This is a genomic window from Bradyrhizobium sp. ERR14 (assembly GCF_014198235.1).
In the GTDB taxonomy this organism is placed as follows: Bacteria; Pseudomonadota; Alphaproteobacteria; order Rhizobiales; family Xanthobacteraceae; genus Bradyrhizobium.
This window is the reverse complement of the sequence record NZ_JACIHD010000002.1, coordinates 110,535-129,023: the sequence shown is the minus strand read 5'-3', so window position 1 is coordinate 129,023 and position 18,489 is coordinate 110,535. Positions and strand designations below refer to the sequence as shown.

The following is an 18,489-nucleotide window of genomic DNA, read 5'->3' as shown; positions in this document are numbered from 1 at the left end:
CCGAATTCGCACCTTGCTAATTGCAGACTTCGACATTCCCGGTGTTGCCGCCGGGACCTCCCCCGCCCCGGTAGTCGAGGTGGCAGCCGCGACGGACCTGGCGGCACAAATATGCGTCGCAAACGACCTGGCCGCTGCCGCCGCTGGACTTCGCGGTTGCCTGTCGCCGCGGAACGTCCGCCACGGGCTCGGATATTTCGCGACGCGAACGGTCCGCACGTGACGCACCTTCGTTCGCGTTGCGCTTGGCAACGGGCTTCTTCCCGCGCCGCTTCTCGCATTCGTTGTCATCGTTGAGGAACGAGCCCTCGGCGCAAGTGATCCTGACGCACTGGTCGCCACTAGCCTTGTAGCCATGATCACAGATCACGGGACAGACCCGGGCCGGCTTGAGCTTGATCGCGTCAAGCGCATCGAGACTTGCGAGCTTGGTATCGAGTTTTGTTCCCGCGTACCGGTTGAACAGACTCAGCGAACGCTGTGACGCCGTATTCCAGCGGCCATCGACGGCACCGGTGAAGCAGCCGACGCGGTTTAATTCGCCTTGGACCGACTTGGCGATATCGGCTTTTGCGATATCGGTCTGGCGCGGCTCGGCGGTCAACGCCGCGAGCCTGGGCGGGCTGTTGGCGTCGGCGGACATCGCTGCTGTGGAACCATCCGCAGCCGTGCTCCCAACTGCCGGCTTATTCTCGGAAAGCGCAGCAACGATTGTGGATTCTGATGCAGTTCGTTTCCGTTCCGCTTCAGTAGCTTGCTCAAGCGCAGTTTGCTTCGCTTTCTCGGCGGCTACACGGGCCTCTTCGGCAGCCTTCAGATCGGCAGCGGCTTTCTCCCGCTCGACACGCTGAGCCCCCTGGGACATCAGGCGAGCCTGTTCCTGCTCGGCCTGCTGCGCCTTCGCTGTTGCCGCGACGCGTGCCTCTTCGGCCTCGAATTGATTCAGCTGCAGCTTGGCGAGGTTTGCATAATATCCGTCCGGATGCTGGCTCAGGAATGCGTTGAGAGCAGGCTTGTTGCGCAGCTGCAACGCCAATTCGTAGTCACGGCGGATTTCGGACTGGGGATTGGCAGCTTGTGCCGGCTCTTCTGCCTTGGCGACCGGAACAAGCGCAACGTCTTCGCCGCCCAGCGAGCCGTAAACGTAGGGCTCCTGCCGGTTGCCCGTGGCTTGCAAGACGTCATCGCGCACGAATCCGAAGGCCCTGCGCAAGTCGAGCCCAGGCTTTGCGATGTATTTCACGAGAGCTGTCGCGTACGGACTGTTCTTGCTGTTGCCGTCCAATGCAGTCAGTCCGGCTTTCGCGGCAAACGCGATCAGCGTGTTTGAGACGGTGGGCTCGACCCTGGCGAGCCCGCGGCTGATGGATCGCGAGGCAACGGTCCGTTTCATCGAATCCGCGAACGGATTGTTCCGGCACGCATCGACGATCACGACGCGCAGCTGCTTTGCGGGCTCGATCGCCAGCAAGACGCGGTCGAGCGAAAATGCCTCGTCGTAAATGTCGGTGTCCCGCTCGAGCCTGGCGTCTGTCGGGATCAGATAGTTCGTTCCGTCAATCTCGATCCCGTGGCCCGCATAGTATACGACGGCAATGTCGGCGTCGCGGGTCTGATCGGCGAACTCTCTCAGAGCCCGCCGCATATCTGCCGCGGCGAGGTTGAGCCGGGAGTCGACCACGTCGAAACCTGCGCTCTTCAAGGTCGCGGTGATGGACGCGGCGTCGTTGGCCGGGTTCGGGAGCAGGGGAGCATTCTGATAGCTGGAATTGCCGACCACCAGGGCGACCCGCTTGATGGCCCAAGCCGGCTGACAGGTCAGGAACAGCGCAGCAGCAAGGAGAAGACAAACTTGGAGGTGCCTGTACGTTCTCATGGCGAAACACCCGCATCTGCCCGAAGGATAGTAGTCACGTCGCTAAAACGGCCGCATAGAACGCGATATTGCTCATCAAGCAATTCTTACGTTATTGGCGGCCACCCATCTGCGTACACTAACAGTTCGGAGGCTGATCCATTCCTTATATTGTCGTTGCCCAAAGCGAACGCGTTCAAGTTCGCACCCAAAGTTTCGGACGACCACGGGCCCAGCCAATAGGGCAATCCGCGGCCGCGTGAGTTTCAAGCTACTGATTTAATTATCTATTTTTTCGCCTCACCATCGTCCCGTCGAAACGGAGGGGGTGGGACCGTTTGAAGCAAAATTTCGGGAGCGCGGCGTGAAGGGCGGGAACCGACCTCCGGCCCGGAATGGAGCAACCGAATAGGGCTTTCGGACGATCGGAGCGATTAAGCCAATGTGTCCAGAAGATCAAGGACCTCAGACAGAGGAATCACCGCAGCTTGATCTTGAGGTCGTTCTCCAGCATCAGTTTCAGGAGAATAGCACCAAGGAGATCGTAGTAATCCTTCTTCTTTCGAACCGACCATTCTTTGGCGTCACCGTTCCAATAGCGCGAATCCGCGTCGGAGAGGCGACCGCGTAGCAGAAGGAAGAGGCTTTTCTTGTCGACAGTATTCAGCCGAGAGCCCTGCAGGCGGCCCAGTCGAAGTCCGAAATTATGGAGCTTGCGGAATGTTTCGCGCTTTTCGGGAAAGACGTTGTCGAGCGGAGGGTAGGCGAGCGGGGGATAGAAGTCGCTGACCGTCGCGGACGACCAACCGTCGGCTTGCATGACAAAGGATGAGCAAAATGCACCGAAGAAGTGTCGCCTCGATTTGTATTGCAAGGCATCGTTGTAAGGTGCACCCAGCGCAACGAATGGACCGACGAGAGTGGCGAGCGTACCGACCGCGATCATTCCACCTTCGGCAAGCGCACCAAGTGGAATTTCCGACATGCTGATGCCCATGTCTGCAATGCCATAGACATCCAGCGCCTTGGATATCACATCGTATGCGTTCTGATCGCTGTATCCGGGAGCGCTAACTACACCCACGCCCTTTGTGCCGGTGATGGCGATCGCGTCTTGATAGTACATCGGGTCCGGAAGAAAGATGTATCCCGGGTCGGCGTCGTCCGTAAAAGCCCAGTTCCGACCTCCGTCGAGACTATGGCGGCAACCGACATATTCGCGCAGGTACCAATTGACCTGGTCGGTGTAGAAGCGGTCGAGCGGGCTGAGGCGAAAATTGATCCAGATGATGTCGTGCTCGGAGTACTGATGATGGTTTCGGGCCGCCAGGGTGAACCAGGTCTCTCCGGTCCTGACTTTGTACTTGGTGGTGTTGGCAGGCTGAGTCCAGGGCTGCAGCGGCTTCAGGGGGCGCCTTTCGTTGCGCAACGGCTGCACGGCCATCCTATATCTCCAGATTTGAACCCATCGAGACGTCCGGTCGCCAACCAACTTCAAGCAGGGGCTTGCAGCCTTGCTCTTGGTGCGGTTCTACTTGGACGACGTTCAATAGCCGTCTGTTGATACGGAGGTCGTCATTCGATCGAATGATATCTGGACGCCTTGCCCGGTTCGGAAGGCGCAGTGCAAATTGCCGCGTTTGGCGGAATGAATTCGAAAATCGACTTGGAGACCCTCATGCCCATTCCAGTGAAAATTTACATCACGCCATTTGCCGAAAAGGGTGTTCTGGAGCCCGTGAAATGGGATTGTGATGCCGCCAAAAAGGCTCTGGATGTGGTGAACAAGATCTGGTCGAAGGCCAAGATCACTTTCGTGATCAATGATTGCCTGACAGACAGGCCGCTTGACATGGCAAAGAACGCCCGCGGCAACGACAAGCAGGTGCTTGATGTTCTCAGCCTCCGCCATGCGGCCGATAATGCGATCCACGTTTATCTGGTCAATCCGATTCCAAACCTTTCTGCAGGCGGCGGCTCATACCTTCATGGCGATCCGGAGCCGGCCAGCTTCGTGCAGTGGTATGGCAACGACTTTGCCAGTGGACGCGCCTGGGCCCATGAACTTGGCCATCTGATGGGTGTCGACCACGTCGAGATAGACTATACCAACGAGAGACAGGCGGCGGCGCTGAGCAGCAACCTCATGACGAAGGGCCTGAACGTGGGCAGCGAGTTGACCAAGCAGCAAATTGAAACAGCCAGGGGCTCTAAGCTCGTCAAGCGGTTTGGCGGCTGACGTCGCCCGGATATAGTTGATTCTTTTCCAGCGGTGAGCGCGCCGAAGGGACGGGTGTTCACTGCGGTGCTCAACATTTGCTTGGTACGGCAGCAACATATGGAGCCGAGATCGAGAAAGTGGAGCGCGCCGCATATGTCCGGCGCCACCACGGATCCCTCGGTACTTTTGGTATCTAGGCAATCGTTTTCAAATACAGGCTCGGATCGAAGTATTTGCTCGCCGGCGTGAAGTCCTTGATGCCCGCATTAGCCATGAAAAAGTCTGTCGACTGCTGCAGCCAGTTGGTGACGGTCCCGTCCGAGTACATCCGCTTCCAATCCTTGGATGTGAACATTTTCTGAGCTTTGAAGGACTCGTTGATGTCGGACAGTGGCGTCTGGCTGTAATGCCCCTTTTGCAGCTTCTCCATCGCCTCGTTGCTGTTCGCGACGATATAGTCGTTGGCATCAGCCCAGCCGCGAATCAGCTTGGCCAGGGTTTCCTGGTTGGGTTCATAATAGTCGTTCGCCGCAGCCCAGCCGCCAATTATGGCCGCCTTTGGATAATAGGCTGACGCATCGGCCAGCATGGTCGCGCCCGGCACCTTGTCGCGGACGGTGACGTTGAACGGCACCCAGAGCGCCACGGCCGGCACGGCGCCGGAGATGAAGGCGGTCACAGCCGCTGGCATGGTCTGGTTGACGAGCTCGACCTCCTTGGGATCGACCTTGTTGGCCCGCAGCGCGGTGTCGAGGAACACGTGCGCCGTCGTGCCGGTCGCGGTCGCGATGCGCTTGCCCTTCAGTTCCGCGAACGACTTGATGCCCTGATCGCCGCGGACCCACAGCTGCGCGGTTGCGACCTCGATGTCGTTGATCAGAAACACCTTGCCTTGGCCGCGGGCCGGGAAGTTCGAGAGGACGGCGCCGGTCGCCAGCACGTCGAGGCTGCCGCCGATCAAAGCCTGGAAGATTTCGAGGCCGGTGTTGAACTGCCGCAGTTCCAGATCGAGGCCTTGCTTCTCGAAGGACCCACGGTCCATACCGGTCCAGATCTGGCCGTCGACGGCGACGGTGTGGAGATAGCCGACCCGGACCTTCGTCTTCGCTTGCGCGATCGCCGGTGCCGAGGCCGTGAAGGTGCCGAGCGCAAGGCCCGCCGTCGTGGTCAGAAATTGCCGCCGATCCATGATGTGTCCTCCGTTTTGCTTGTTATTCCGAGAATGAGACCGGACGCATCTGCGCTTGCTGGGCGCGATATTCGTCCATCACCAGTTGCCTGATATGGCTTCGCAGTTCCGCGAATTCTGGCCGCTCCTGGATCGACTCGTCGCGCGGGTAAGCGAAGGGAACGTCGATGATCTCCTTGATCCGCGCCGGCCGCGCCGTCACCACCACGATGCGGGATGCGAGGTAGATCGCCTCCTCGACGGAATGGGTGATGAGCATGACGGTCTTGCCTTCGGTCTCCAGCACCTTGAGCAGAAGGTTCTGCATGTTGGAGCGGGTCTGGGCGTCGAGCGCTCCGAACGGCTCGTCCATCAGGAGAAACTGCGGCTTCACCGCATAGGCCCGCGCGATCGCTAGTCGTTGCCGCATGCCACCGGACAGATGCTTCGGATAGGAATTGGCAAAGTCGGACAGGCCCATCAGGCCGAGATAGTGATCGCAGATCGCATCGCGCTCGGCGGTGGGGGCATGGTTGGCGTTGAGCGTCAGGCCGAAGGCGATGTTCTGCTTCACCGTCAGCCAGGGGAAGACGCCATACTCCTGGAAGATGACGCCGCGCTCGGGGCCGGGGCCGGCGACGGGACGGCCGTCGAACAGGACCTTGCCGGTCGTCGGCTTCTGGAAGCCGGCGAGCATGCTCATCATCGTGGTCTTGCCGCAGCCGGACGGCCCGATCACCGCGATGAAGTCGCCGTCGTTGATGTCGTAGCTGACGTCCTCGACGACGTTGAGACGACCCTTCGGCGTCTCGAAGGACAGCGACACCTTGTCGAACTGCGCGCGCTTGTTCATGCGATGGCCCGATCCTGCCAGACCAGCAGCCGCGCGGTGATCTTGCGCAGGATCAAATCCATGATCAGCGCGATCAGGCCGATGCAGATGATGCCGACATAGATGACGTCGAGCAGGAAGTAGGTCGAGGCATTCTGGATCATGGCGCCGAGCCCGCGCTGCGCCGCGATCAGCTCGGATGCGACCAGCGTCGCCCAAGCGACGCCCAGCGCCACGCGCAGCGCCGTGAGAATGTGCGGGACGGTGAGGGGAATAATGACCTTGCGAAAGATCTCGGTCTGGTTGGCGCCGAGCGTCTGCGCCACGCGGATGTAGAGCGGCGTGATCTGGGAGACGCCCTCATACATCACGATCACGCCGGAGAAGAACGATGCGTAGAACAGGATGACGAGCTTTGCGAGCTCATCGACGCCGAAATAGACGATCACCAGCGGGATCAGTGCGATCGGCGGCAGCGCGCGAAAGAAGTTGATCATGGGGTCGGCGAAGGTGCGGGCGGGGCGATACCACCCGAGCAGAAATCCAACCGGCACGGCCACCAGGATGCCGAGCGCGACGCCGAGAAAGACGCGCCGGGTCGAGGCGAAGATGTCGATCAGCAGGCCTTCCTTGGTGAGAAGCTCGAAGAATTTGGCGGCGACCTGGTGCGGCGCGGGGATCAGAGAGACGTTGACGAAGCCGCTCCAGCGCACGGCGTACCAGAGCAGGATTGCACCGATCCACGGTATCAATCCGAGACCGAAGCGTCTCAGGCCAGCTCCGTTCATTCGACGCGTCCACCCAGATTGCGGTTGATGTTTTCAAAGGTCATATTATAAATAGGATGACCATACAAGTGGCGCCTTTGGTAGGCGTCGCAGGCTTTCCCGCATGACACCGCAGTCTTTCACCATCCCAAGCGTCCAGGCCTTTGGCTATCGCTACCCGCTGACCGCGCCCGTCATCACATCCTTTGGGCGGATGAAGGATCGGCCGGCCGTCTTCGTCCGCGTCGAGGACGGCGATGGCAATATCGGCTGGGGTGAAGTGTGGTGCAATTTTCCAGCACCGGGAGCCGAACATCGTGTTCGGCTCGTCAACGAGGTGCTTGCGCCAGCTCTGGTCGGATTCACCGCCTCCGAGCCGTCCGCCGCGTTCGAGCATCTGACGAAGGGAACCTGGGTGCTTGCGCTGCAATCCGGCGAGACCGGCCCGTTTGCGCAGGCGATCGCCGGCATCGATCTCGCCGTCTGGGATCTCCACGCGCGCCGTCAGAGGGTTGCGCTGTGGAAGCTGCTCGGCGGGGCGGTGCGCACGATCAAGGTCTACGCCAGCGGCATCAACCCGGTCGGCTCCGAGCGGACGGCGGAAGCTGCGCTCGGCCGCGGTTACCGCGCGTTGAAGCTGAAGATCGGCTTCGATCCGGTAACCGACCGCGCCAATCTCGCCGCGCTGCGCCGTCTTGTGGGCGAAGGTCTGCTGGCCGCCGACGTCAATCAGGGCTGGACCATTGCGCAGGCATTGGAGCTCGCGCCGCAACTGGAGCACGTCGGTCTCGCCTGGCTCGAGGAGCCGATCCGCGCCGATCGTCCCCGGCGGGAATGGGCGCAATTGCGCGAGGCCAACCGCTTTCCGCTCGCGGCCGGCGAGAACATCGCGAGCCATGCCGGCTTTGCCGAGCTGCTGCGTGAGCCGGTGCTCGGTGTCGTCCAGCCGGACATCGCCAAATGGGGCGGGCTGTCGGCTTGCGCTAGCATCGCGCGCGATATCCTTGCGTCGGGAAAGATGTTCTGCCCGCACTATCTCGGCGCCGGCATCGGCCTTCTGGCATCAGCGCATCTTCTCGCCGGCGTCGGCGGCGACGGGTTGCTCGAAGTCGACTGCAATGAAAACCCGCTGCGCGACCGCTTCTGCGGTCCGGTGCTCGACGTCCACGACGGCATGATCACGCTCGGCGACGAGGCAGGTCTCGGCATCACGCCCGATCTTGCCGCCATCGAACAATACCGGACGATCTGATGCCAGCACGCGGCTACGACTACATCATCGTCGGCGCGGGCTCGGCCGGCTGCGTCGTTGCCAACCGGCTGTCGGCCGATCCGTCGTGCCGCGTGCTGTTGCTGGAGGCCGGCGGATCGGATCGGAATTTCTGGCTGAAGCTTCCGGTCGGCTACTACCGGACCATCTACAACGAGCGATTCTCGCGCCTGTTCAGGACCGAGCCCTCGGAGGGAAGCGGCGGTCGTGCCATCGGTTGGCCGCGGGGCCGCGTGCTCGGCGGCTCGTCCTCGATCAACGGTCTGATCTTCATCCGGGGCCAGCACGAGGATTTTGACGATTGGCAACGCCTCGGCGCCGATGGCTGGAGCTATCGCGAACTCCTGCCGTACTTCCGCCGCTACGAGCGCTATCGCGGCGGCGAGAGCCAGTTTCATGGCGGGCTCGGGGAGTTCGAAGTCTCGGACCTTCGCAACGACAATCCGGCATCGAAGGCCTGGGTCGAGGCGGGTGTAGAGTTCGGCCTACCGCGCAATCCCGACTTCAACGGCGCCACGACGCTGGGCGTCGGCACCTACCAGCTCGGCATCGGGCGGCACTGGCGGACCAGTTCGGCCTCTGCGTTTCTGCGTCCCGTCGCCGGCCGTCCCAATCTCACCATCATCACCCATGCGCAGGTCAGCAGGGTCGTTTTCAACGGTCGCGTCGCCACCGGCGTCGAGTGGATCAGCAAGGGGCAGGTTCACAGCGCGACGGCTGATCGTGAGATCATCCTGTCCGGCGGCGCGCTGCAGTCGCCGCAGATCCTCCAGCTCTCCGGCGTCGGTCCGGCCGATTTGCTGCGCGAGCTTGGCGTTCCCGTCGTTGCCGATTCTCCGGACGTCGGCGCCAATCTCCAGGACCACTATCAGGCCCGGCTGATCGTCCGCCTCAAGGAGCGAATCTCGCTCAACGATCAGGTCCGCAATCCCATCGAGCTTGCCAGGATGGGCTTGCAGTGGATGCTGGCGGGCAGCGGTCCGTTGACGGTCGGCGCGGGGCAGGTGGGCGGCGCAGCCTGCACGGAATACGCAGTCGGCGGAAGGCCGGACGTGCAGTTCAACGTGATGCCGCTCTCGGTCGACAAGCCCGGCGAGCCGTTGCACAGCTATTCCGGCTTCACCGCCTCGGTCTGGCAATGCCACGGAAAGTCGCGCGGACGGCTTGCGATCCGCTCGACCGATCCGTTCGAGCAGGCGCGTATCGTACCAAACTATTTTGCCGAGGAGATCGACCGCAAGACCATTGTTGCAGGTCTGAAGATTCTGCGCGAGATCTATCAGCAGAAGGCCTTTCGCCCGCTCTGGGATATCGAGATGGTGCCGGGTGAGGCAGCAAGGGATGATGCCGGACTGTGGAATTTTGCGCGCAACACTGGTGGCACGGTGTTTCACTGTGTCGGGACCTGTCGCATGGGGCGGGATGCGCAGGCCGTGCTCGATCCGCAGCTGCGCGTGCGCGGCGTCGAACGGCTGCGTGTGATCGACGCGTCGGTGATGCCGCAGATCACCTCGGCGAACACGAATGCGACCAGCCTGATGATTGGCGAACGCGGTGCCGCACTGGTCATGGCTTGATCGCGCGGCCTGAATTCCGGAGGGCGAGATGGAATTGAGTTCCGATAGTCACGTCCCCAAATACGCGCAGATTGCCGACATCTTCAGGCAGCGGATCGCACGCGGCGTCTGGACCCAGGGGTTTCGCCTGCCGGCCAACGAGGAACTGGCCGCCGAGTTTGGCGTGTCGCGCGTCACGATCAGGCAGGCAGTGGAGCTGCTCGCCCGCGACGGCGTGATCGAGGCACAGCAGGGCCGCGGCACCTTCGTCACAGGGACCGTGCGGCAGGATCGCTGGCTCAAGGTCGAGACGACGCTATCCGATCTCGCCGACATGTACCGCGACACTTCGCCCGAGATCATCAATATCTCGGAAAGCCGCACCAATGCGCCGCTGCTTCCCGGCGACGGCAAGCCGGCCGAAAAATATGTCTTCATGCGTCGGCTGCATTCGCGGGAGAAGCAGCCGTATTGCGTCATTTCCATCTATCTCGACGAGAAGATCTTCCGCAGGTCACCGAAGCGTTTTCGCAACGAGACCGTGATTCCGATCCTGAACGATCTCAGGGATCCCGCCATCGCCAGCGCGCGCCAGACCCTGACGATAGGTGCCGCGGACATCGAAGCCGCGCGGCTGCTGCGCGTGCCGCTGAATTCGCCGGTAGCAGAAGTCCGCCGCATCTTCACGACCGCGGACTGCACCGTGATCTATCTCGGCGAAGTCACCTATCGCGGCGACTTCGTGCGGATCGACATGGATCTGCGGCCCTAGCCCTCTCAACGCGAGAACAGTTCCTGGTTCCGGCGCTCGAGCTCCTCCCCGTAGGTGCGCAGGACGTGGGCTTCGCTTAAGGTGCCGATCGTCGCGCGATGATCGGTGCGATCGACGACCGCGAGCACATCGGCCTCGCTGCGTTCAAAGGCCTTCAGGATCTCGCGCACCGGCGTGGTCGGGAGCAGGCACTCATCCTGTTGCTGGGCCAGTGACCCCAGCTGCTCGTCGTCCTGGTTGGCGACGGAATGCAGCGTCGCGGCGGGCACGATGCCCGCATAGATGCCGCTGGGATCGCGGAGCACGATCTGGCGAACTTGTGCCGGCGAGAACAGCTTTTGCGCCTCGCCGATCGGCATCGTCGTCAGCGCGTTCTCGAAGTCGGTGCGCATCAGCGAAGCCGCGCTCATCTGCCGGACCCAGCCGATGTCTTGCGGGCCGCGGATCACCTCGCCGCGCAGATGGAAGCGCCATGTGGCGAAGCTGTAGCCGAACAGCTCGCGCACGATCAGCGCGCAGACCGACGACGCGACCACCGCCCCAACGGTGACGGAGAAATCGCCGGTGATCTCGAGCGCAAGACACACCATGCTGAACGGCGCGCCAAGGACGCCCGTCCCGAGTGCAGCGAGCGCCGCGATGGCGGCCGTGCCGGGTTGAAGCGCCAGCGTGGGAAGAGGGCCCGTCAGCACGATGCTGTAGAGCTGCCCGATCAGCGCGCCCAGCAACAGCGAGGCGAAGAACAGGCCGCCGCGGAAGCCGGAGTCGAGCGAGATAGCGGAGGCCAGGATCTTGAACACGATCGTGGTCGTGAGCAGAAGCCAGGTCGGATTGCTGACCAGGAGGATCTGCATCGCGCCGTGACCGGCGCCGAGCACAGTGGGCGTCAGCAAGGCGAGGCCGCCGAGGAGGAGGCCGCCGAGAATTGGGCGCAGGAAGCCCTTGAACACCGTGATGCGCTGAAAGCAGCGCTCGGAGAATGCGACGGCGAGCATCACGAGGATGCTGACGAAAGCGCAGATGATGCCGATCAGCACGGTTTGCCCGATCATCTCGACGGAGACCGGCGAGGGGAAGCCGGGCACCATCAGGAAGGACTGGTGCGTCAATTGCCGCGCGACGAGCCATGCGGTGACGGCGCTGGCGATGACCGGCACGAGACCGGCGGACGTATAGGCGCCGAGCACGACCTCGAAGGCGTAGAAGGCGCCCGCGAGCGGTGCGGAAAACGCGGCGCTGATCGCCCCCGCGGCGCCGCAGGCCACCAGTAGCCGCATGTCGTTGCGACGGGCAGCCAGGCGCTGGCCGACATGGGAGCCGAACATCGAGCAAATCTGGTTATAGCCGGCCTCCAGACCGACCGATCCGCCGAACCCGTTGGACAGCAGCGTCTGGATCGAGATCAGCAGGCTGCCGCGAAAGGACACCCGGCCGCCATAGAGCGCATTGGCCTCGATTGCGTCGGCGAGCTGCTGTCCCTTCACGCGCCGGGCGAAATACAGTCCGATCAGCGCGAGCACCAGGCCGCCGATCATCGGCACGAGCAGCGTGCGCTGCCAGGAGATCACGCCGGTGGCGCTGAGATGTGCATCGAAAGGAATGTCGAACAGCAGGGCGTGAGAAACCTGGCTGAGGCTCGAGATCGCAGCCACCAGCACGCCACTGAGCAGTCCGACGACGATCGCGACCAGCACAAGGCCGATCTCGCGATTGCGCACGAAGTTGCGCAGGAACAACGGCAGCAGGCGGATGCCGGGAGCCGCGGCCGGCTTCGCAGGATGTGATGCCGGCGCCATCCTAGGCCGGATCCCGCAGCGATTCGGCGCGCACGACGCGGAAGCCGATATTGCTGGACGCGGAGTCGGGCGTGTTGGAGCTTCGCGCCGCGACGCGGTAGCGATTGCAGTAGGATTCGTGGCAGAGGAAGGATCCGCCGCGCATCGACCGGTTGGGAGCAGGCTCGCGGTTCAAGGGATCTCGCGATGGCGTGAGGCGGTGATAGCTCGGGGAAAAATAGTCTTCGCACCATTCCCAGACGTTTCCGGCGACATTGTGCAGGCCATGTCCGTTGGGCATGAAACTGTGAACCGGCGCCGTACCAAAATAGCCATCATCGACAGTATTGCGGTCGGGAAAGTTGCCCTGCCAGATATTGCAGCGATGCTCGCCCCCGGGCTTCAGCTCGTCGCCCCAGGGGTAGGTGGCCCGGTCCAGTCCGCCGCGCGCAGCCATCTCCCATTCCGCCTCGGTCGGCATGCGCGTGCCGGACCATCGGCAATAGGCCTGTGCGTCGTTCCAGGAGACGTGGACGACGGGATGATCGAGCCTGTCCAGGATGCTGCTCGCAGGTCCTTCCGGCTGCGCCCAATAGGCGCGCGTCACCGGGACCCACCATGGCGTTTCCTGAACGCGCGTCGTGCGGGCCGCACGTGTCTCTTCCGGCAACAGCCCGTCGAAGACAAAGCTCCAGCCGTAGCGTTCGGCATCCGTCGTGTAGCCCGTGGCCCGGACGAAGTCGCCGAATTGCAGATTGCTCACGGTGTGGCAGGCAATGGCAAACAGCGACAACGTCACCAGCCGTATCGGGCCTTCGCCGTCCTCGACGAAGCCGATACCGGCGGATCCCATGTGGAAGGTTCCGCCGATCAGCGAGCTCCAGCGGCGCAGGATCGGAGTTGAACTGGGAGTGATCGCCGCTTGCGCATCCTCGCCCATCGCCGGCCCGCTGCCGGCGGCGCGCTGGGTGCAACAGTGTGAGCGATCCCCGGTCATGTCCTATTTCTGCTTCTCTTCCTCCCAGAAGGCTGTGCCGCCTTCCGCCTTCATCAACTCCAGAATCTTCTCGCGCGGGATCACGCCGCAGCGATTGGCCCATTGCTGATACTGCGCCGTCATCTCGCGGACGCGATCCGGATGCTGCGCGGCGAGATCGTTCATCTCGGTGCGGTCCGTCTCCATGTCGTAGAGCTCCCAGGGGCCGGGATACTTCCGCACCAGCTTCCACTTGCCGACGCGAACGGCCGCGTTGCCCTCGTGCTCCCAGAACAGCGGGCCACGATTGCCATAGGCCGAGGCGAATGACGGCACTAGGCTCTCGCCTTCGCAGGGCAGGATGGCGTTGCCGTTATACTCCTTGGGATAGGTGGCGCCGGTGACGTCGAGAATGGTTGCCATCACGTCGGTGAGCTGGCTCGGATTGTGCCGCAGGCCGCCTCTCTCGGAAATGCCGCGCGGCCAGTGCACTATGAACGGGGTTGCGATGCCGCCTTCGTGGATCCAGTGCTTGTAGAGACGGAACGGCGTGTTGGAGAGGTTGGCCCAGGCGGTGCCGTAGCTCTGGTAGGTGTCCTCGTCGCCGGGCATCAGGGTCGGGTCATTGCCGAAGCGCACCGGTCTGCCGTCGCGCGTCTTCGCCTGCGCGATCATGAGCTGGTCAACCAGCTCCTCTGCCGTGACACCTTCCGGAATGTCCTCGGCGCAGGCGCCGTTGTCGGAGAGGAAGATGATCAGCGTGTTGTCCATCTGGCCGGTCTCGTCCAGCGCCTTCAGGATGCGGCCGATGCCCTGGTCCATGCGGTCGATCTGGGCCGCGTAGACCTCCATGCAGCGCAGCGTCCATTCGCGCTGCTCCGCGTCGGTCCACGGCGGTTGGGTCGGATCGCGATCGGTCAGGCGCCAGTTCGGATGGATGATGCCGTCGTCGACGAGGCGCTTGAGACGCTCCTCGCGCAGCCGGTCCCAGCCCGCATCGAAGCGGCCCTTGTACTTGGCGATGTCCTCGTCACGGGCATGAAGCGGCCAATGCGGCGCCGTATAGGCGACGTACTGGAAGAATGGCGCGTCGGGCTTCTGCGCCTTGTGCTGGCGGATGAAGGCGGCAGCCTGATCGCTGATCGCATCGGTGTAGAAGAACGAGGGATCCTTCACCGCCTCGTGCTCGATATTGTCGTTGCCGCGGGTGAGCGTGTTGGGATGGTAAAAGGAGCCGGCGCCGATGATGGTGCCGTAGAAGTGGTCGAAGCCGCGCTGCATCGGCCATGCGTCGGTCGGCTCCGTCAGGCTGCTGGCGATGTGCCATTTGCCGCTGAGGTAGGACGTGTAGTTCTTGCTCTTCAGGGCTTCGGCGATTGTCACGCAGCTCTTGTTGAGATTGCCGGAATAGCCTTCCGGGCCGTTGCTGTAGGTGAGGATGCCGATGCCGGTCTGGTGCGGATGCAGGCCGGTGAGCAGCGAGGCGCGTGAAGGGCTGCAGCGGGCGGTGTTGTAGAACTGCGAATAGCGCAAGCCATTGGCCGCGAGGTGATCGAGGTTCGGTGTCTGGATCTCGCCGCCGTAACAGCCGATGTCGGAGAAGCCCATGTCGTCGTTGAGGATGAGCAGGATGTTGGGGGTGTCAGGGGTCTTTGCGCCATTCGGCATGTTCTTGTCCTCGTGATTGACGTGTGGCGGTTAGTGGCGGCGCGTCAGGCTGATGCTGAGGCGGAAATATTTCGGCAAGTACACGGCGCGCAGCAGCTCGAGCGCCCGTCCGTCCTTGCCGAAGGTGACGCGCTCGATGGAGAGCAGGGGCGAGCCGACCTTGACCCCCAGCAGCTTGGCGCTGCCGGCGTCGGCGAGGTCGGCGCTGATGGTCTGCTGGGCGTCCTTGATGGCGAGACCAAGCTCGTCCTCGAAGACGCGGTACATGATGATCGAGACCAGATCGCGCTTCTCGAGCTCGAGACCGATATCCGGGGGATAGAAGGCGTGCTCGATGGCGATCGGCGTGTCGTCCGCGAGCCGCAAGCGCCGGAGCTGCCAGACGGCACGCTCGCGCAGCTGCTCGCGAACGGCGGCATCGTGCCGGTTGGTCATGCCCTGCTGCAGGATCGTGGCGCCGGCCTGGTAGCCGGCGTCGCGGATGGTTTCCGAGAAGCCCATTAGGTGGCCGACCCAGTTCTCGGGCTGGTTCGAGCGCAGGAAGGTGCCGCGGCCGCGCGAGCGGTCGAACATGCCTTCGTTCACGAGGGGGGCTATAGCGTTGCGGATGGTGATGCGGCTGACGCCGAAATGGCGGCCGAGTTCGGCCTCGGTCATCAGGCGGCCGGTCCCGTCGATCAACTTGCCGTCGCGCACCTGGCTGCGAATGGATTCACGGATCTGGATATGCAGGGGCATCGAGCCTTCCGCAACGACATCGCTGCCGAGCGGCGCGGGCTTCTTCTTGCGTGTTTGAATAGCCATGGTGTCAGAGCCGCATGCGTGTTGCTGGATCGAACAGATGAATGTCTTGCGGTCGGGCCGTGATCGAGATCGTGTCGCCCTCGCCGGGAATGTTGCCGTCGGCGACGCGCATGCGGATCATCGTGCCGGCGCAGTCGAGGTCGAGCACGGCGGTATCGCCGAGATCCTCGATCAGATCGACGCGGGCACCGAGGCCACCCACCGCCATGCGCAGGGCGCCGGGCCGAAGTCCAACCACCACATCGCGCTCACCTCGGGTCGTGGCCGTCGTCTTGAGGCGATGGCCGGCGATGATGACGTCGCCGTCCACGTAGCGGGCGGGAACGAGGTTCATCGGGGGATTGCCGATGAAGCCGGCAATGTCGATCGAGTTCGGGCGGGCGAACACCTCTGCGGGCGTGCCGACCTGCTGGATCTGGCCTGACATAAACACCGCCATGCGGTCCGCAAGCGTCATGGCCTCTTCCTGGTCGTGGGTGACGTAGACCGCGGTGACGCCGAGCGAGCGCTGCAGCTTCTTCAACTCGGCGCGGGTTTCCAGCCGCAGCTTTGCATCGAGGTTCGAGAGCGGCTCGTCGAGCAGAAACAGGCGAGCTTTGCGCACGATGGCGCGGGCCAGCGCACAGCGCTGCTGCTGGCCGCCCGAGAGCTGGCCCGGCTTGCGATCGAGCAAATGGTCGATCTTCACCTTGCGCGCCGCATCCTTCACGGCGGGCGTGATCTCGGCCTTCGGCAGCTTGGCCATCTCCAGCGGGAAGGCGATGTTCTCGGCCACCGTCATGTGCGGGTAGAGCGCGTAGCTCTGGAATACCATGGCGATGTCGCGGTCCCGCGCATCGGTCGAGGTGACGTCCTGGTCGTCGATCAGCACGCGGCCGGCGGTCGGCGCATCGAGGCCTGCGAGGATGCGCAGCGTCGTGCTCTTGCCCGAGCCGGACGGACCGAGCAGGGCAAAGAACTCGCCGGGCTTGATGTCGAAATTGACGCCCTTCAGCGCGGCGAACTCGCCGTGCATCTTGACGATGTTGCGAAAACTGACCTGACCCTGGCCGCTCATCGGCGTCCTCCGCCCTTGACTGCACCGACCGTCAGGCCCTTCACGATATGCTTCTGCGCGACCACGCCGAGGACGACGACAGGCAGCATGGCGAGAACCGAGACCGCGGCGAGCTTGGCCCACAGCGTCTGCTCGACGGAGACGAAATTGAACATGGCGACCGTGACCGGGCGCACCGTGTTGCCGCTGAGTACGACGGCGAACAAGAATTCGTTCCACGCATTTAGAAACACGAACACGACCGTCACGGCGATGCCGCCACGGACCTGCGGAATGATGATCCGCCACAATGTCTTCAACCGGCTGGCGCCATCGAGATAGGCGGCTTCCTCCATCTCGAAAGGAATGTCCTCGAAATAGGAGACCAGCAGCCAGATCGCGAAGGGCAGGGAGAACGACAGATAGATCAGGATGATGCCCTGATAGGTGTCGATCCAGCCGATGTTCCGCAACACCAGGAAGTACGGGATGATGATGCCGACCGGCGGCAGCATCTGCGTGGCCAGCACGTAGAAGCCCGCGAACTTCTTGCCGCGAAAGCGCAGGCGCGCCAGCGCATAGGCCGCGGGCACCGCCATCAGCATGGTGACCACGGTGGTGCCGACGGAGATGATGACGCTGGAAAGCAGGTTCGGCAGGAGTGATCCCGAGCCGAACAATACGTCGCGATAGGCTTCCCACGTCGGCGTGAACACCAGCTTGGGCGGATAGGCCAGCACGTCCGAATCGGTCTTGAGCGAATTCATGACGCTCCAGACGATCGGAAACGCCCAGGCGAGCAGGAAGACTGTGGAGATCGCGAGCAGGGCAATGATGCGGAGGCGCTTGGCGGTCATTTCGCCCTCCGGATCGCGAACAGGATGCCGGAGATGATGATGGTCACGACCAGGAGCGCGACCGCGAGCGCCGAACCGTAGCCGATCGACAGCTCGGTGAAGGATTTCCGATAGGCATAGAGGTTGAGGATCTCGGTCGCGGTGCCGGGGCCGCCGGCGGTGACGGTGAAGATCGCTGCGAACGCGGTCAGCGCCACCATGGTCCGCATGATGATGACCATCACGATCGCCGGGCGCAGCAAGGGCAGGGTGATGCGGCGGAAGCGCTGCCAGGCCGAGGCGCGGTCGAGCCGCGCGGCCTCGTAGATGTCCTCGGGCAAGGAGGCCAGCGAGGCCAGCAGCACCATGAACGCGAACGGCGTCCACTGCCAAGTGTGGATCGCGATCACCGAGACCATCGCAAGCATGGGATCGCCGAGCCAGTTCTTGCTGCCGACCCCTGCATTTATCGCGAGGAAGTCGACGATGCCGAATTCCGGCGCCAGCATGAAGGTACGCCAGATCATGCCGACCACGGCCGGGGAAAGGACCACGGGCAGGATGGCGATGACCCTGAACCAGCCCTGGCCGCGCTTCATGTCCATGACCAGCAAGGCGAGCGCGAGGCCGATGATGACCTGCAGCGCGACGGTCGAGCCGGTATAGACGAGGCTCACCAGCAGCGAGGTCCAGAAGCGCTCGTCGGAGAGCAGAACCTGATAGTTCTCGTATCCGACGAAGCCGTTGGTGAACGGCATCGCCAGATCCATCCGGAATGCACTGGTATAGACCAGGAAGAGCAGCGGAAACGTCGTCGTGGCGAGCAGTGCAAGAAACGCCGGTGCAAGCAGGGCCGCTGCAAACCGGCGCTCGCGCTGCGCCAGGACGCGTCCGAAATCGCTGCGAGGCGCCTCGCTCGCGATCCCGGCCGATGTCACCGCTGTCGTCGCCAT

General features: G+C 63.0%; 16 protein-coding genes. 4 read left to right on the top strand and 12 right to left on the bottom strand.

Going from position 1 to position 18,489, the window contains the following annotated elements:
* Positions 1-16: 16 nt before the first annotated feature.
* Together GGD62_RS06935 and GGD62_RS06930 are read right to left on the bottom strand one after the other, a co-directional pair.
* Positions 17-1,876, bottom strand: coding sequence for a caspase family protein (locus GGD62_RS06935; RefSeq protein WP_092258885.1), 1,860 nt, complete (start codon positions 1,874-1,876; stop codon positions 17-19).
* Positions 1,877-2,333: 457 nt separating this feature from the next.
* Complete coding sequence (locus tag GGD62_RS06930; RefSeq protein WP_092258888.1) at positions 2,334-3,299, bottom strand: hypothetical protein; 966 nt, start codon at positions 3,297-3,299, stop codon at positions 2,334-2,336.
* Positions 3,300-3,533: 234 nt separating this feature from the next.
* Between GGD62_RS06930 and GGD62_RS06925 the strand changes: the two genes are divergently transcribed.
* Positions 3,534-4,094 (top strand): hypothetical protein, encoded by a 561-nt coding sequence (locus tag GGD62_RS06925; protein ID WP_183707702.1) that lies wholly within the window; start codon positions 3,534-3,536, stop codon positions 4,092-4,094.
* A gap of 175 nt (positions 4,095-4,269) precedes the next feature.
* Here GGD62_RS06925 and GGD62_RS06920 read toward each other — a convergent pair whose 3' ends face one another.
* Genes GGD62_RS06920 through GGD62_RS06910 form a run of 3 tightly spaced genes read right to left on the bottom strand, consistent with a single transcriptional unit; the run spans position 4,270 to position 6,864 of the window.
* Positions 4,270-5,265, bottom strand: coding sequence for an ABC transporter substrate-binding protein (locus GGD62_RS06920; RefSeq protein ID WP_092258891.1), 996 nt, complete (start codon positions 5,263-5,265; stop codon positions 4,270-4,272).
* 22 nt (positions 5,266-5,287) lie between these two features.
* A complete protein-coding gene (locus GGD62_RS06915) occupies positions 5,288-6,097 on the bottom strand; it encodes an ABC transporter ATP-binding protein (RefSeq protein WP_179737394.1) in 810 nt (269 codons plus the stop codon).
* On the bottom strand, positions 6,094-6,864 hold the full coding sequence (locus tag GGD62_RS06910) for an ABC transporter permease (RefSeq protein ID WP_179737396.1): 771 nt from the start codon (positions 6,862-6,864) through the stop codon (positions 6,094-6,096). The genes GGD62_RS06915 and GGD62_RS06910 overlap by 4 nt, the downstream gene beginning before the upstream one ends.
* 103 nt (positions 6,865-6,967) lie before the next feature.
* Here GGD62_RS06910 and GGD62_RS06905 point away from each other — a divergent pair, with 103 nt between their 5' ends.
* From GGD62_RS06905 to GGD62_RS06895, 3 genes are read left to right on the top strand one after another with little or no spacing between them, the layout of a single operon-like run.
* Complete coding sequence (locus GGD62_RS06905; RefSeq protein ID WP_183707700.1) at positions 6,968-8,095, top strand: mandelate racemase/muconate lactonizing enzyme family protein; 1,128 nt, start codon at positions 6,968-6,970, stop codon at positions 8,093-8,095.
* Complete coding sequence (locus GGD62_RS06900) at positions 8,095-9,690, top strand: GMC family oxidoreductase (protein WP_179737400.1); 1,596 nt, start codon at positions 8,095-8,097, stop codon at positions 9,688-9,690. Before GGD62_RS06905 ends, GGD62_RS06900 begins: the two co-directional genes overlap by 1 nt.
* 28 nt (positions 9,691-9,718) lie before the next feature.
* Positions 9,719-10,441, top strand: a complete 723-nt coding sequence (locus GGD62_RS06895; RefSeq protein ID WP_092258906.1) for a GntR family transcriptional regulator — start codon at positions 9,719-9,721, stop codon at positions 10,439-10,441.
* 5 nt (positions 10,442-10,446) lie between these two features.
* Here GGD62_RS06895 and GGD62_RS06890 read toward each other — a convergent pair whose 3' ends face one another.
* Genes GGD62_RS06890 through GGD62_RS06860 form a run of 7 tightly spaced genes read right to left on the bottom strand, consistent with a single transcriptional unit; the run spans position 10,447 to position 18,489 of the window.
* A complete protein-coding gene (locus GGD62_RS06890) occupies positions 10,447-12,237 on the bottom strand; it encodes a chloride channel protein (RefSeq protein ID WP_183707698.1) in 1,791 nt (596 codons plus the stop codon).
* Position 12,238: 1 nt separating this feature from the next.
* A complete protein-coding gene (locus GGD62_RS06885; RefSeq protein WP_179737404.1) occupies positions 12,239-13,213 on the bottom strand; it encodes a formylglycine-generating enzyme family protein in 975 nt (324 codons plus the stop codon).
* Positions 13,214-13,216: 3 nt separating this feature from the next.
* Entirely contained in the window at positions 13,217-14,860 is a 1,644-nt protein-coding gene (locus tag GGD62_RS06880) for an arylsulfatase (RefSeq protein WP_179737406.1), read from the bottom strand.
* Positions 14,861-14,890: 30 nt separating this feature from the next.
* The gene (locus tag GGD62_RS06875) at positions 14,891-15,664 is read right to left on the bottom strand and encodes a GntR family transcriptional regulator (protein ID WP_179737408.1); all 774 of its coding nucleotides are present in this window, start codon (positions 15,662-15,664) and stop codon (positions 14,891-14,893) included.
* A gap of 4 nt (positions 15,665-15,668) precedes the next feature.
* A complete protein-coding gene (locus GGD62_RS06870) occupies positions 15,669-16,721 on the bottom strand; it encodes an ABC transporter ATP-binding protein (protein ID WP_179737410.1) in 1,053 nt (350 codons plus the stop codon).
* Positions 16,718-17,557 carry a carbohydrate ABC transporter permease gene (locus GGD62_RS06865; RefSeq protein ID WP_179737412.1) on the bottom strand — a complete coding sequence of 280 codons (840 nt, stop codon included), beginning with the start codon at positions 17,555-17,557 and terminating at the stop codon, positions 16,718-16,720. Before GGD62_RS06865 ends, GGD62_RS06870 begins: the two co-directional genes overlap by 4 nt.
* Positions 17,554-18,489, bottom strand: a complete 936-nt coding sequence (locus GGD62_RS06860) for a carbohydrate ABC transporter permease (RefSeq protein WP_179737415.1) — start codon at positions 18,487-18,489, stop codon at positions 17,554-17,556. The genes GGD62_RS06865 and GGD62_RS06860 overlap by 4 nt, the downstream gene beginning before the upstream one ends.